At 38.1% G+C, this 14,386-nt stretch carries 15 protein-coding genes; 6 read left to right on the forward strand and 9 right to left on the reverse strand.

The window, feature by feature from the left end; all coding sequences use genetic code 11:
- Positions 1-104: 104 nt before the first annotated feature.
- The 5 genes from accA to dnaE form a co-directional block, all read right to left on the reverse strand.
- Positions 105-1,079 carry an acetyl-CoA carboxylase carboxyl transferase subunit alpha gene (gene accA / locus QRE67_RS21510; RefSeq protein WP_286122221.1) on the reverse strand — a complete coding sequence of 325 codons (975 nt, stop codon included), beginning with the start codon at positions 1,077-1,079 and terminating at the stop codon, positions 105-107.
- Complete coding sequence (gene accD, locus QRE67_RS21515) at positions 1,067-1,936, reverse strand: acetyl-CoA carboxylase, carboxyltransferase subunit beta (protein WP_286122222.1); 870 nt, start codon at positions 1,934-1,936, stop codon at positions 1,067-1,069. The genes accA and accD overlap by 13 nt, the downstream gene beginning before the upstream one ends.
- A 235-nt stretch (positions 1,937-2,171) precedes the next feature.
- Positions 2,172-2,816: a FadR/GntR family transcriptional regulator gene (locus tag QRE67_RS21520; RefSeq protein ID WP_286122223.1), complete on the reverse strand. Its 645-nt coding sequence runs from the start codon at positions 2,814-2,816 to the stop codon at positions 2,172-2,174.
- Positions 2,817-2,830: 14 nt separating this feature from the next.
- A complete protein-coding gene (ystJ, locus tag QRE67_RS21525) occupies positions 2,831-4,108 on the reverse strand; it encodes an NADP-dependent malic enzyme (protein WP_286122225.1) in 1,278 nt (425 codons plus the stop codon).
- A 65-nt stretch (positions 4,109-4,173) separates the two neighbouring features.
- The gene (dnaE, locus tag QRE67_RS21530; RefSeq protein ID WP_286122226.1) at positions 4,174-7,503 is read right to left on the reverse strand and encodes a DNA polymerase III subunit alpha; all 3,330 of its coding nucleotides are present in this window, start codon (positions 7,501-7,503) and stop codon (positions 4,174-4,176) included.
- A 42-nt stretch (positions 7,504-7,545) separates the two neighbouring features.
- Between dnaE and ytrH the strand changes: the two genes are divergently transcribed.
- Positions 7,546-7,956, forward strand: coding sequence for a sporulation membrane protein YtrH (ytrH, locus tag QRE67_RS21535; protein WP_286122227.1), 411 nt, complete (start codon positions 7,546-7,548; stop codon positions 7,954-7,956).
- Complete coding sequence (gene ytrI, locus QRE67_RS21540; protein WP_286122228.1) at positions 7,953-8,456, forward strand: sporulation membrane protein YtrI; 504 nt, start codon at positions 7,953-7,955, stop codon at positions 8,454-8,456. The genes ytrH and ytrI overlap by 4 nt, the downstream gene beginning before the upstream one ends.
- Before the next feature lie 21 nt (positions 8,457-8,477).
- Here ytrI and QRE67_RS21545 read toward each other — a convergent pair whose 3' ends face one another.
- Positions 8,478-9,410, reverse strand: coding sequence for a DHH family phosphoesterase (locus QRE67_RS21545; RefSeq protein WP_286122229.1), 933 nt, complete (start codon positions 9,408-9,410; stop codon positions 8,478-8,480).
- Between the two features lie 220 nt (positions 9,411-9,630).
- On the opposite strand from QRE67_RS21545, the gene QRE67_RS21550 reads away from it, so the two are divergent.
- A complete protein-coding gene (locus tag QRE67_RS21550; protein ID WP_286122230.1) occupies positions 9,631-9,936 on the forward strand; it encodes a YtpI family protein in 306 nt (101 codons plus the stop codon).
- A gap of 15 nt (positions 9,937-9,951) precedes the next feature.
- Here QRE67_RS21550 and QRE67_RS21555 read toward each other — a convergent pair whose 3' ends face one another.
- Positions 9,952-10,212: a DUF3949 domain-containing protein gene (locus QRE67_RS21555; RefSeq protein ID WP_286122231.1), complete on the reverse strand. Its 261-nt coding sequence runs from the start codon at positions 10,210-10,212 to the stop codon at positions 9,952-9,954.
- 133 nt (positions 10,213-10,345) lie between these two features.
- Between QRE67_RS21555 and QRE67_RS28720 the strand changes: the two genes are divergently transcribed.
- Positions 10,346-10,537, forward strand: coding sequence for a DUF2651 family protein (locus QRE67_RS28720; RefSeq protein ID WP_353507086.1), 192 nt, complete (start codon positions 10,346-10,348; stop codon positions 10,535-10,537).
- Positions 10,538-10,720: 183 nt separating this feature from the next.
- Here the strand turns inward: QRE67_RS28720 and QRE67_RS21560 are convergent, their stop codons facing one another.
- A complete protein-coding gene (locus QRE67_RS21560) occupies positions 10,721-12,034 on the reverse strand; it encodes a DRTGG domain-containing protein (protein ID WP_286122232.1) in 1,314 nt (437 codons plus the stop codon).
- A 223-nt stretch (positions 12,035-12,257) separates the two neighbouring features.
- Here QRE67_RS21560 and QRE67_RS21565 point away from each other — a divergent pair, with 223 nt between their 5' ends.
- Complete coding sequence (locus QRE67_RS21565) at positions 12,258-12,416, forward strand: hypothetical protein (RefSeq protein ID WP_286122233.1); 159 nt, start codon at positions 12,258-12,260, stop codon at positions 12,414-12,416.
- Between the two features lie 39 nt (positions 12,417-12,455).
- On the opposite strand, the gene QRE67_RS21570 is transcribed toward QRE67_RS21565, so the two are convergent.
- A complete protein-coding gene (locus tag QRE67_RS21570) occupies positions 12,456-13,139 on the reverse strand; it encodes a metal-dependent hydrolase (protein ID WP_286122234.1) in 684 nt (227 codons plus the stop codon).
- A 149-nt stretch (positions 13,140-13,288) separates the two neighbouring features.
- Between QRE67_RS21570 and pepQ the strand changes: the two genes are divergently transcribed.
- Positions 13,289-14,386 carry a Xaa-Pro dipeptidase gene (gene pepQ / locus QRE67_RS21575; RefSeq protein WP_286122235.1) on the forward strand — a complete coding sequence of 366 codons (1,098 nt, stop codon included), beginning with the start codon at positions 13,289-13,291 and terminating at the stop codon, positions 14,384-14,386.

Below are 14,386 nucleotides of genomic sequence, written 5' to 3' on the forward strand. Positions count from 1 at the left end.
TTACCTTATAATAAAATAACATGAAAAAATATAAAAACACAATGGAGAAGATGTGTCTTTTCACAATAAAAACGTGCATTCGCGAAGTGGAACGCACGCTTTTCTTATTTTATCCAAATGGAAGCGTTTGAAAACGAAACTTGCCCAATTTTCATATATTTTTCATAACGTTTTTCGATTAATTCATCTTTCGAAATACCGTTTAATTGTTGGAATGTTTTTTTGAGCATACAGTCAATATTTTCTGCCTGCCTCAAAATATTGCGATGTGCACCGCCTCGCGCTTCCGGAATAATTTCATCAATTACACCCAATTTTTTCAAATCCACTGCTGTAATTTTCATCGCTTCAGCAGCTTCTTTCGCTTTTCCTGCATCTTTCCAAAGGATTGCCGCTGCTCCTTCTGGGGTAATTACAGAATAAGTGGAATTTTCTAGCATATGAATGTAATCTCCTACCCCAAGACCTAACGCACCGCCACTTCCACCTTCACCAATTACAATACAAATAACAGGCACTGTCAGTCCTGCCATTTCAAATAAATTACGCGCAATCGCTTCACTTTGTCCACGTTCTTCAGCAGCTTTACCAGGATAAGCACCTTTCGTATCAATAAAGCAAATGATTGGACGATTAAATTTCTCAGCCTGTTTCATTAAACGCAGTGCTTTTCGATATCCTTCTGGATGAGGCATCCCAAAATTACGACGAATATTTTCTTTCGTATCTTTCCCGCGCTGGTGCCCAATGACTGTTACAGGCATTCCATGATATTTCGCAATGCCGCCGACGATCGCTGCATCATCGCCAAATAGACGATCTCCATGACATTCAAAAAAATCAGTAAATAAGTGCTCAATATAATCGAGCGTCGTCGGTCGTTCAGCATGACGAGCAATTTGAACGCGGTCCCATACTTTCATATTGCCGTATATTTCTTCCTCTAAATTTTCTAGCTTGTCTTCCAAAATACGAATCTCCTCACTGAAGTCCATCTGGCTGTTGTTCGTATATTCTTTCAGCTCATAGATTTTATTTCTTAGCTCAACAACTGGTTTTTCAAATTCTAGTTCTGCCATACAGCCACTTCTCCTCCCTGATGAACTTCTAAAACTTTACGGAGCGTATCTTTCATATCATCACGATGCACAACCGCATCCAATTGACCGTGCGCTAGTAAAAACTCTGCCGTTTGGAAATCATCCGGCAATTTCTCACGCACCGTTTGTTCAATCACACGTCTACCAGCAAAACCGATAAGTGCACCTGGTTCCGCTAGATTATAATCACCAAGTGAAGCGAAACTTGCTGAAACACCACCCGTTGTCGGATGCGTCATAACAGAAATAAATAATCCCCCGGCATTGCTATGCTTTTTCAAAGCTACGCTCGTTTTTGCCATTTGCATTAGGCTTAAAATGCCTTCTTGCATGCGTGCACCGCCCGATGCAGTAAAGATAATGAACGGCACTTGTAGCTCATACGCTTTTTCAACTGCACGTGCAATTTTTTCACCTACGACAGAGCCCATGCTGCCCATTCGAAATCTAGAATCCATCACTGCAATAACAACAAGCATCTCATCAATTGTTCCTTCGCCTGTCACAACTGCCTCGTTTAATTCTGTTTTCTTACGATCACTCTCTAATTTCTCCTCATAGTTTGGAAATTGGAGTGGATTTAACGAAACCATCTCTTTGTCATACTCACGAAATGAACCTTCGTCCAATACACTGTCAAGACGTTCCCATGCATTCATCGGATGATGATAGCCACAGTTCACGCATACTTTTAAGTTTTTAAGAAGCTCTTTTGTATACATGATTTTCTTACATTTCGGGCATTTTGTCATAACGCCATCCGGTACATCTCTTCGTACTTGTTCTGAAGGAATTGCAGCATATTTTTTCTTTTTTACGAATAAATCTCTTAGCACAATTTGACCCCCTTTGTTGAGAGCTAAGGTTAGGGTAGGAAGAAAACGGGGCTAACACCGAAGTTCGATGTTAGCCTTGTCTTCTCAATCTGTCTAATAGAGGATGTTCAAAAAGTCAGGTTATCCTCCTTTTTGAACACGCACTAATAACCTTTCTCTTTACGTTTAACTTTAACCGCTATGCGATAAATTGTTTGTCATAACGTGTCATGGTCATTTCGACAAATTTTATACACTACGAGTGAAACTGTATGTTTTCTACTAATTCATCATAGATTTTCAACGCTTCTTCTTCATTTTTCGCTTCTAATACTTCATACAGCTTTCTATAGATTCCTATAGATTCTAGTGAAATATGACAAGAAAGAGTTGCAACATAATCATTTACAATCATCCAAATACGATACAGCAAATAATTGTCCACTTGTTCAATAAGTGTTTTGAAAAACGTTTGATGAAACACATCAATAGAGCTTTCGTTGTCCTTAAGTACTTGGTGTAACATCCTAAGCACCACAGAAAACGTTTCCTTCGGTAAATCACATACGATGCGAAGAACATCTTTTTCAAGCAATCGTTTCGTCTGTAACAAATCACGAATTGTTTTCTCATCCTGTAGTAAAAACGGTGCAATTAATTGTACAAGGCCATTATCATAAAAGTTTCGAATAAACGTCCCTTCTCCGCGTCTTGTTTCAATTAACCCTACGAGCTCTAATGCTCGCAATGCTTCACGTACAGAAGAACGTCCCACATTTAAACGTGAGCTTAATTCTCGTTCAGACGGCAGGCGATCTCCTGCTACCAATCCATCCTCTTCCATAATCGAACGGATTTTTTTTACAATTTCGAGATATACTTTTGTATTTGATGATACCAATTGAATTTCCTCGCTTATTCTTTACCAATCATCGCTAATTTTTTTGTCTTCTCAGCTACTTCATTTGGATCTACTTGACGACGAGCTACACCTGTCTCCATCGCAGCTTTTGCAACGTAAGCTGCCACTTGCGGCGCTACACGCGCATCAAACGGACCTGGAATGATATAGTCCGCGTTTAATTCATCAGCTGTTATAAGCTCTGATATGGCTTGTACAGCCGCTACTTTCATTTCTTCATTAATTTGTGTTGCATGTACATCAAGTGCACCGCGGAAAATACCAGGGAACGCTAGTACATTGTTTACTTGGTTTGGAAAATCAGAGCGTCCAGTTCCAACAACAGCTGCTCCTGCGGCTTTTGCAATTTCCGGCATAATTTCTGGAACCGGATTTGCCATTGCAAAAATAATTGCATCTTCGTTCATAGTACGAACCATTTCCTCAGTTAACGCACCTGCTGCAGATACACCGATAAATACGTCTGCTCCTTGAACGACTTCTGCTAAAGAACCTTCTACACGATCTTTATTCGTATATTTCGCAACCTCGTCTTTTACAGGGTTCATGCCGACAGAACGACCTTCGTAAATCGCGCCTTTTCTGTCGCACATAATAATGTCGCGTACACCATAACGATATAAAAGTTTAATAATCGCAATACCCGCTGCTCCTGCACCGTTTGCCACAACTTTAATATTAGACATTTTCTTTCCAACTAACTTAAGTGCGTTTACAAGACCCGCTACTGTTACGATAGCTGTTCCATGTTGATCATCATGGAATACAGGAATGTTTGTTTCTTTTTTCAAGCGCTCTTCAATGATAAAGCAGTTTGGTGCTGCAATATCCTCTAAGTTTACGCCACCAAAAGTTGGTTCCATTAATTTTACAGTTTCAACAATTTTATCTACATCGTTTGTATTTAAGGCAATTGGGAATGCATCTACGCCAGCAAAGCTCTTGAATAATACTGCCTTACCTTCCATTACTGGAAGAGATGCTTCTGGTCCGATGTTTCCAAGACCAAGCACAGCTGTTCCGTCAGTTACAACTGCTACCATGTTACCCTTCATCGTATATTCATATACCTTACTTTTATCGTCATAAATATCTTTACAAGGTTCTGCAACCCCTGGAGAATACGCAAGACTTAAATCTTTTGCATTTTCTACTTTTACTTTTGATACAGTTTCTAATTTTCCTTGATGCACTTTATGCATGTGAAGTGCTTCTTCACGAAGTGTTGACAAACTATCCACTCTCCTCAATTTGTTCTTGCTGCATATCATTCTCTCCAAGTGGTCTGACCACGAACGCTACTACTATAATAATCGAAAAATAGGGAAATTGTCCATTATATTTTCACAACAACATTTTCCTCACCAACGATTTCGCGAAGCGCTTGTAAACATTCTTCACTTGGATGGATTGACAAACTACGAGACAATTGTACCATTTTATGTTCCTTTTCATAATAAATTAGTACTTTCGCAAAACCTGAATAATGAAATAATATTTTCGTGACATTGTTTAATACTCTTTTTTCATACTGAGATGGTATTTTCACATAAATAGACGCTTCTTCCATTTCATCGTAAACATCCATCTGTTCTAACCGATAAATACCATTCACGATCCATTGCAATTTATGGTTTCGCTGTTCAATAGTCCCTTCTAGTAGAACAACCACTCCTTCTTGTAGCCTCTCAGCAAAATGAACATACGTCTCTGGAAATACAACCGCTTCCATTTCATCATTTTGATCACAAAACGTTACAAACGCCATTTTTTGCAATTTTTTCGTCCGAATGACTTTTATACTTGTCAAATATACAATTGTTCGCTGCACTTTCCGCTGCTGCTTCATCGCTTGTGCAAGCGTCGGAATCCCCAGTTGCTTAATTAATTTTGCATACTGCGCAGTGGGATAACTTGATAAATAAAAGCCCAGTGCCTCTTTCTCTTTATCTAATTGCTCAATGAAAGATAGATCTATCTCTTGCGCATACTCTGACTTCGGTACAAGGTCTTCACCGATTTCACGAGCTAAACTCGCATATTCTAATGCGCCCTTAATACTGCCAAAAAGGGATGCACGTGACACTTGAAAATCATCGAAACAGCCAGCCCAAATCAGCGTCTCCAAATTACGCTCGGTCACAAACTTTGCCGGCATACGTACGCAGAACTCAAATAAATCTTGAAACGGCTTTTTCTGTCTCTCCTCAATCACCGCGTTTACTGTCGCCATCCCTATATTACGGATTGCAAGCAAACTATACAGAATTGCATTTCCTTCCACCTGAAAATGATCACTACTTCTATGAAGGGATGGAGATAAAACACGAAAACCTTTTCGCTTTGTTTCACGGATATACTGAACAATCTTATCTTCATTTCCAATTGCACTTGATAATAGTGCTGTCATAAATTGCAATGGATAGTTTGCTTTCAAATAAGCAAGCTGATAGCCAATCATACTGTACGCGACAGCGTGACTTCGGTTAAAACCATAATTCGCAAAGCGAACGATTAAGTCATACATTTGCTGCGCCGATGTTTCATCGTATCCATTTCGCAAACAGCCTTGTACAAAATGCGTCCGTTCCTGATCCAAAATGTCCCGATTTTTCTTACTAACAGCACGTCGTAGTAAATCCGCTTCTCCAAGTGAAAATCCTGCTAAGCGCGAGGCGATTTGCATTATTTGTTCTTGATATACAATAACGCCATACGTACTTTCTAAAATTGGTTTCAAATCCGGATGTAAATAATGAATTTGTCGCTTCCCGTGCTTTGATTCAATAAAAACTGGGATTTGCTCCATCGGCCCTGGACGATATAAAGCGTTGACAGCCACAATATCTTCAAACTCATTTGGCCTTAATGTACGTAATACGCCCCGCATTCCCGCTGACTCAAGCTGAAAAACGCCTGTCGTATCTCCCCTTCCAAGCAACTGAAATGTTTTTTCATCCTGAAGAGGTAAACGTCGTATATTCACTTGTTTCCCCGTTGTTTCAACAATAAAATTACAAATATTCTCAAGTAGCGTTAAATTGCGAAGACCGAGAAAATCCATTTTTAACAATCCGAGTTCTTCTAATGCTTCCGCTGGATACTGCGTTACATATACATCGTTATGTCCTTCCTGAATCGCAACACTTCCCGTCAGAGGTTCCTGACTCATAATAACTCCAGCTGCATGAATAGAAGTATGGCGCGGCAAGCCTTCTACACGTTTTGCAATTTCAAAAACACGTTCATATAACAAATTACTTTGCACATACTCACGAAGTCCCTGCGACTCTTCATATGCCTCTTCTAGTGTAATACCAACGCGAGACGGAATGAGTTTTGAAAATAAATCTATATCTTTCGGCTGAAGCCCCATTACACGCGCAATATCTCGAATCGCTGCTTTAGCAGCAAGTGTTCCAAACGTAACAATTTGAGCAACGCGAAGCTGACCATATTTATCCTTTACATAACGAATCATTTCATCACGTCTGATATCCGGAAAATCAATATCAATATCTGGAAGTGTAACGCGCTCAGGATTTAAAAATCGTTCAAATAATAAATCATACTGAATCGGATCAATATCTGTGATTTCTAATACGTAAGAAACGAGTGAACCCGCCGCTGAACCACGACCTGGCCCCGTTAAAATACCATTCTCATGAGCATACTTCATAAAATCCCAGACAATGAGGAAATAATCGCTAAATCCCATGCGAGAAATAACCTCGAGTTCATGATCCAAACGATTCTTATGTACCGCTTCTATCACTTGATATCGCTTCTGTAAGCCCTCTTCACAAATACGGCGCAAATAAGCATCAGATGTCCCGTTAGCAGGGACCGGAAATTTCGGCAATTGATTGACATGAAACGGAATCTCCACATGACAACGCTCCGCAATAACAGCTGTATTATGAAGTGCTTCTTCCATGGAAGAAAATAAGGCTTCCATTTCAGCAGATGACTTAAAATAATACTGATCCGTCTGCAATCTTGGCCTGTCTGGGTCGGTCATTTTCGTTCCGCTATGAACCGATAATAAACACTCCTGTACAAGCGCATCGCTCTGTTTTACATAACGAACATCATTTGTAGCAACGACTGGAAGTTTCATAGAGCTTACAAATTGCAGTAATTTCTCTTGCAGCAATAACTCATCTTGAATCGCATGATGCTGCAAACTCATATAAAAGCTCCCAAACATATTTTTATACGTACTAGCTACTTCTTCAGCAGCCTCGTCTTTTCCTTGTAATAACAGCTGTTCAATTTCCCCATCTTTTCCCGGAGAAATAGCAAGTACTCCTTCCGCATAATGAGCAAGCCACTTTTTCAGAATTCCGTCTTTTGACTTTGTCATAATCGTACTAGAAATTTTCAATAAGTTCTCGTAACCGGCTTCATTTTCCGCAAGTAAAACGAGCGGATATGACTGGTCTTCCTCTTCATTTAAAACAGATGCCGTTAATCCAATAATGGGCTGAATACCAGCTTTCTTACATGCTTTATAAAATGGAATCACACCGTACATCACATTTTCATCTGTAATTGCTAACGATGAAAAACCAAGCTCTTTTGCTCGACTTACAAGCTCATCAATTTTACAAGCACTTTTTAACAAACTATAAACGGTTTGACATTGTAAATGCACAAACTTCACTTTTGTACCCTCTCTTTACCTGTATGACTACTTTCATTATAGGTGATGACGAAAGCGGAAATCAAAACATACTTCTTATACTTTGTCCATATACATGAAGAAGAAAGGGGAATGATGATGGATGTAAGACAAACTTTTTTCTCTCTTCTCATCACAAGTTACTTTATTGCCTTTGGGGTAATGCTTGGTGGTTCTTTAATCGGAGGAATTGGAGCATTCCTTGTCGGAAAGCCACCACTTACAATGATTAATCAATTCTCACAAAATTTACGAATTTGGGCACTCGTTGCGGCAATTGGCGGAACTTTTGATACATTTTATAGCTTTGAACGAACCTTTTTTGAAGGGGCTACAAAAGATATTGTGAAACAAATTTTACTCATTTTATTTGCAACAGGCGGCATGCAAACCGGATTTGTTATTATTAAATGGATTACACAGGAGCATGTATGAAAGTTCCAAGTGCTTCTATCGCTAAACGGTGGTATTTATTTTTAGGAGGAGCTGCTGTTGGAGGCATTTTAAGCTGGATTATTTTCTTGTACATATATGGCGTTTTTCAGGAGGATCAAGCACGTACAATTGGGAAACAAGAAAAAATAATTAATGAACAAAAACAGAGGCTACATGTCCTCCTAGAAGATCGTAATAAATTAAACGAAGAAAATAAAAACCTCTTAACAATCCAAGAAATTAAAATTGAAATTTCGAATCATGATAAATATGACTTAGACAGCCTTACTCTTGAAAATATTACAACCTCTATCCAAAACGACCTCCGTCACCTCTTAACAAAACATGTGCAGAGCGTAGCAAAAAATAAAGAACTACTAAAGAAAACAATTGAAAATAAAGTATATAAACATTATGACCGAAGCTATCGTTTCAAAATTGAAACGATTTCTTTTGATACTGTACTCGAAATTAGCATCAATATAAAACAAGAAAGGTAGAGCGATGCTCTACCTTTCTTGTCATTTACATATTTCACGTAAGTCAGCAAAGATACGATCTGCTTCTTCCCAAGAAAATGCTTTTGCACCAGAAGCCATCGGATGACCTCCGCCGTTATATCGCATTGCTAACTTATTGATTACTGGACCTTTTGAACGAAGACGTACACGAATCACGTCTTCTTCCTCTAAAAATAGAACCCAAGCTTGTAACCCTTCGATATTTCCAAGCGCTCCAACAACACCAGATGCCTCAGAAGGAAGCACATTAAACTGCTCTAGCACTTCTTTTGTAAGCTTTATATATGCAGCCCCTTCTTCTGTCATCGTAAAGTTTTGTAAAATGTATCCATTTAAACGAGCAATCCGTTCTTTTGTCTTATACATTTCATTATATAATGCAGGAAACTCCACACCCATTTCAACAAGCTCAGATGCAAAGCGAAGCGTTCTTGCAGATGTATTTGGGAATAAAAAACGCCCTGTATCTCCAACGATACCTGCTAAAATAAGACGGGCTGATTCTTTTGTTAGCGTTAAACCTTTATCTTTTCCGTAAGAATAAAACTCATAAATGAGCTCACTTGTAGAGCTTGATGTCGTATCGACCCATGTAATATCTCCATACGGATCTTCATTTGGATGATGATCGATTTTAATGAGCATCTTCCCTTTCGTATAACGCTGATCACAAACACGTTCTTGATTTGCTGTATCACAAACGATAACAAGGGCATCTTCATACACTTCATCATCGATTTCATCCATCACACGTAAATAAGATAAAGATGGTTCACTGTATCCAACCATATAAATCTTTTTCTCTGGAAACGATTGCTGTAGCATCGTTCCAAGGCCACATTGAGATCCTAACGCATCCGGGTCTGGACGCACGTGACGGTGAATAATGATTGTATCAAACTGTTTAATCGCTGCTAAAATTTGTTCATGCATATGTACTAGTCTCCTTTTAATCGATTTCCACACAATTTATTATAAAAGTCTCACTTTATCCTTCATTATAACGTAAAACAATTTATACAAGGAGACAATTGCTTTATAATAACAGTGTGAAAGTTCCGATAATTTTTTCTCTTATCTCCATTCACTTCCTTGCCAACACATAAAACACATTTGGAGATACATTCTATACAAAACGATGGAGGATTGTATCATGCCAGTATTAGTCTTTTGTATTATCATCTCATTTATGTTGTATCTCTTCTATAAAACAAAATATTTTCGTACAAACCGTCCGATGGAAAAAGGATGGCTTTCAGGAAAATCAGCAATGGCACTCGGCTTATTTGTTGCATTATTTGGAGTGAATCAATTTTTCTTAGATGCTTCCACCGTGCGCATCGTAGTTGGTATTTTATTTATAGCGTTTGGTGGAGCGAGTATTTTCAACGGATTTCGCCAATATAAACACTTCTTGCCACTTGCGGCGGAAGAAGCAGAAGCCTATAAAACAATGTAAAAAAGCATCAGAGATTTATTCTGATGCTTTTTTACGTCCTTTCATTTTCAAAATCATATATGCAACAAATGCAGGGGGTATATTAAAAGAGTTTCCCTGCACATAAAAATGCAATTGCTCTTCTTCAAAAGACATATTTTTATAAAGTTCTTGCTGTGAAAGTCTTGTTCTTTGTCTTTGTTCATTTAACCCTTCAATATAAAGATACTGAATAGGTATCATAATAAGAAAATAAAACAATGCAATACTACCAAAAAAGAGCCAAGCTGATGACATATTGAACACCATCCTTTTTCTTTTTATATACCAATTATTTGGTAATTTAATTATACTATAATCAAATTACCAGATGAAGGGAAAATTGATTATTTCGATTGATTAAATTAATCCTTTTCTTATGTAACTATTCATTGTCCCTCTTGTCTCCATTGGCTTAGGTGTATTGGTTTCTATATTTATGAAGAAAATTTTCGTAGCCCCTATTATAACCTTCATTCTAAATGGTCTATATGAAGTTTGGTATATGAGACATTACGATTCCGACTCTAATATTACCTTCACTTCATGGAATATAACCTTCCCACAATCTCATTATTATTAACTGTATTCATACACTTTTATAAAGTAAAGCTTTACTCAGTAGGGGGTCTTCATCCCTCACCTAACTTCTTTGCTCTTGTCGAAATTTGAGGTGGGGGTATTACTGCCCGTTACTGCGGGACAAAAAAATAGCTGAATGAACTTCCCACTAAAAAGGAACTCTGCATTCAGCTATTTCTTATGCTTAACGATCAATTAATTGCACCATTAACAATGCTCTCCCAACCACATTTCCTTCGTGATGTACTTCAACATCGACTTTACCAAATTTACGTCCAATTTCTAATACTTTCGGATGCACGGATACAATATTATCAATTTGAACTGGCTTTACAAAATAAATTGTTAAGTTTTCAACAATTAAATCGCTTTTTTTCTGTGCACGAATCACGCGGTTCGTCGCTTCCGTTACAATCGTTGTAAACACACCGTATGATAATGTTCCAATTGAATTCGTCATTTGCGGTGTCACAGAAAATTGATAACTCTGTTCTTGTTTTGCTTCTTTCGGATTTACAAATTGATTCGTCACAATATCATCAATCGTTTCTCCTACTTGTGGTTGACGTTGAATCATTTGCAATGCTTGTAATACGTCTTGACGACTAATAATCCCCTGAAGTTTATTTCCCTCTTCGACAACAGGAAGAAGTTCAATCCCTTCCCACACCATCATACGTGCCGCAGCTGCAACTGACATTTTCCCATTTACCGTAATCGGCTGCTTTGTCATTACCTTTTCAATCGGCATTTCTTTTGCTACACCAATCATATCTTTTGAGGTTACAATACCTAGCACCTTATTTGTTTCATCAACAATTGGATAACGCCCATGCATCGTCTCTTCATTATACACATGCCATTGCGCTACTGTATCGCTAGGCTTTAAACATAAAGTCTCTTCAATCGGTGTTAAAATATCTTCAACGAGTACAATTTCTTTTTTTATAAGTTGATCATAAATTGCACGGTTAATAAGCGTCGCCACAGTGAACGTATCATAGCTACTCGAAATAATCGGTAACTTTAACTCATCTGCTAATCTTTTCACATGTTCTTCTGTATCAAATCCACCTGTAATTAATACAGCAGCTCCTTCTTCTAACGCCAATTGATGTGCTTGCGTACGATTCCCAATGATAAGCAAGTTCCCTGCTTCTGTATAACGCATCATCGCTTCTAACTTCATCGCCCCGATGAGAAATTTATTTAATGTCTTATGTAGTCCTTCTCTTCCGCCAAGTACTTGACCATCAACAATATTGACAACTTCTGCAAAAGTCAGTTTTTCAATATTCTCTTTTTTCTTCTGTTCAATACGTATTGTCCCAACCCGTTCAATTGTACTAACATACCCTTTATTCTCCGCATCTTTAATCGCACGGTAAGCTGTCCCTTCACTTACACTCAATTCTTTTGCAATTTGACGCACAGAAATTTTATGCCCTATCGGCAGACTATTGATATATTCTAAAATTTGATTATGTTTGGTAGCCAAATGGTTTCACCATACTTTCTTTTCCCTAAATTCTTCGTGTGCTGTATTTCAGTATACTATATTTTCCAAACTGTTACACTGTATCTTTATATACCTGTACTATTTTTTTTATAACAAAATGACTCTTACAACAGTGTAATGCTATTGTCATCTCATTCGATAGTTTGTCCCTAACTTCAGAGGTACAATAAAGACAAGAAATCAAACAAAGGAGCGATGCGATATGAAAAATTTTTTAGAAGTTGTAGGTGCAGTATTCTTAGCATTCGTAGACGGAAAAAGAGTTGCAATGGAGTTAAATGAAACACCGAAACAAGAATTGCAAAAAACGAAAGAAACACCTAAACAAACACAGACTTTCAAACCTATACTACACACGTAAAAAACCCTTCACTTTGTATCCAAATGAAGGGTTTCTTTTTTATAATGTAATAGCCTCCCCGGCTTCTAACACTTTTCCGGTACTACCTATTAATTTCCCTATAAAAAGATATGGATCTTGTTCAATAACAGGGAACGTATTATAGTGCATTGGGACAACGATTTTCGCCCCAATCCATTCTGCTGCAAGCACAGCATCTTCTGGTCCCATTGTAAAATTATCACCAATTGGTAAAAATGCCACATCGATTTGATTGAGAGAGCCAATCAGTTTCATATCAGAAAATAACGCCGTATCCCCTGCATGGTACACTGTTTTGTCTTCTGCCGTGAATAAGATTCCTGCTGGCATCCCTGTATATGTAATCGTTTTGTTATCTTCATCAATATAACTAGAACCATGGAATGCTTGTGTAAATTTCACTTTTCCAAAATCAAATACATGTGAACCACCAATGTGCATTGGATGCGTATTTACACCTTGCCATCCTAAAAATGTCGCAAGTTCAAACGGTGCAACAACAACCGCATTATTTTTCTTTGCAAGTGCTACTGTATCGCCGACATGATCACCATGACCGTGGGATAAAATAATTGCATCCACTTTTACCTCTTCAGCTTTTAAATCGGTTTTCGGATTACCTGTCAGAAACGGATCAATTAAAATAACTTTTCCATGCGTTTCAATTTTCACAACTGAATGGCCGTGATAAGATATTTTCATTCTTTACATTCCTCCCTTATTTACATTCACACCTTTTATTCTACATGAGTTCACAATTTCCTGTCTTTTCAAATAGCGATTCACTTGTCATAACGCTTTCATCCGATGTAAAGTTATACATGTAACGGAAATCTCGGAGGTGCAAATATATGAATACTAGATTAGAAAAATTAACGCAATGGCTACAAGAACAAAACGTGGAAGCTGCATTCTTAACTTCTACACCGAACGTCTTCTACATGACGAACTTCCATTGTGAACCACACGAAAGACTACTCGGTCTATTTGTATTCCAAGAGAAAGAACCAATTTTAATCTGTCCTAAAATGGAAGAAGGCCAAGCTCGAAACGCTGGCTGGGCACACGAAATCATTGGATTTACTGACACAGACAAGCCATGGGACATGATTGCGAAAACAATCGCAGATCGCGGCATTGATGCAAATGCAGTTGCAATTGAAAAAGAACATTTAAATGTAGAACGCTATGAAGAATTAACAAAATTATTCCCAAAAGCAGCTTTCAAATCTGCTGAAGAAAAAGTACGCGAACTTCGTTTAATTAAAGATGAAAAAGAACTTTCTATTTTACGTCAGGCCGCTTACATGGCAGACTTTGCTGTTGAAATTGGTGTAAATGCCATCGAGGAAAACCGCAGTGAATTAGAAGTTTTAGCAATTATCGAGCATGAGTTAAAGAAAAAAGGCATACATAAAATGTCCTTTGACACAATGGTATTAACAGGCGCAAATTCTGCACTACCACACGGTATACCAGGTGGAAACAAAATGCAGCGCGGCGACTTTGTACTGTTTGACTTAGGTGTAATTATTGATGGTTACTGTTCTGACATTACACGTACAGTTGCGTTTGGCGATATTTCAGAAGAACAAACTCGCATTTATAACACTGTACTCGCAGGACAATTACAAGCAATTGAAACATGTAAACCAGGCGTTACATTTGGCGAAATCGACCGTGCCGCTCGCTCTGTTATCGCAGATGCAGGTTACGGCGAATTCTTCCCACACCGCCTTGGTCACGGACTCGGCATTAGCGTACACGAATATCCAGATGTAAAAGAAGGCAACCAATCTCCATTAAAAGAAGGAATGGTCTTCACAATCGAACCAGGTATTTACGTACCAAACGTAGGTGGCGTTCGTATTGAGGATGATATTTACGTAACAAAAGACGGCGTGGAAATTTTAACAAAATTCCCGAAAGAATTACAGTTTGTGAAATAA

Source organism: Bacillus sp. DX3.1, from assembly GCF_030292155.1.
In the GTDB taxonomy this organism is placed as follows: Bacteria; Bacillota; Bacilli; order Bacillales; family Bacillaceae_G; genus Bacillus_A.

Bases quoted from the DNA above. Each gene is read 5' to 3' on its own strand.
- QRE67_RS21565 (WP_286122233.1), top strand. From the start codon at position 12,258: ATGAAAAATTTTTTAGAAGTTGTAGGTGCAGTATTCTTAGCATTCGTA.
- QRE67_RS21570 (WP_286122234.1), bottom strand. From the start codon at position 13,139: ATGAAAATATCTTATCACGGCCATTCAGTTGTGAAAATTGAAACGCAT.
- accA (WP_286122221.1), bottom strand. From the start codon at position 1,079: ATGGCAGAACTAGAATTTGAAAAACCAGTTGTTGAGCTAAGAAATAAA.
- QRE67_RS21550 (WP_286122230.1), top strand. From the start codon at position 9,631: ATGCCAGTATTAGTCTTTTGTATTATCATCTCATTTATGTTGTATCTC.
- QRE67_RS21555 (WP_286122231.1), bottom strand. From the start codon at position 10,212: ATGTCATCAGCTTGGCTCTTTTTTGGTAGTATTGCATTGTTTTATTTT.
- ytrI (WP_286122228.1), top strand. From the start codon at position 7,953: ATGAAAGTTCCAAGTGCTTCTATCGCTAAACGGTGGTATTTATTTTTA.
- pepQ (WP_286122235.1), top strand. From the start codon at position 13,289: ATGAATACTAGATTAGAAAAATTAACGCAATGGCTACAAGAACAAAAC.
- ystJ (WP_286122225.1), bottom strand. From the start codon at position 4,108: ATGATATGCAGCAAGAACAAATTGAGGAGAGTGGATAGTTTGTCAACA.
- QRE67_RS21545 (WP_286122229.1), bottom strand. From the start codon at position 9,410: ATGCATGAACAAATTTTAGCAGCGATTAAACAGTTTGATACAATCATT.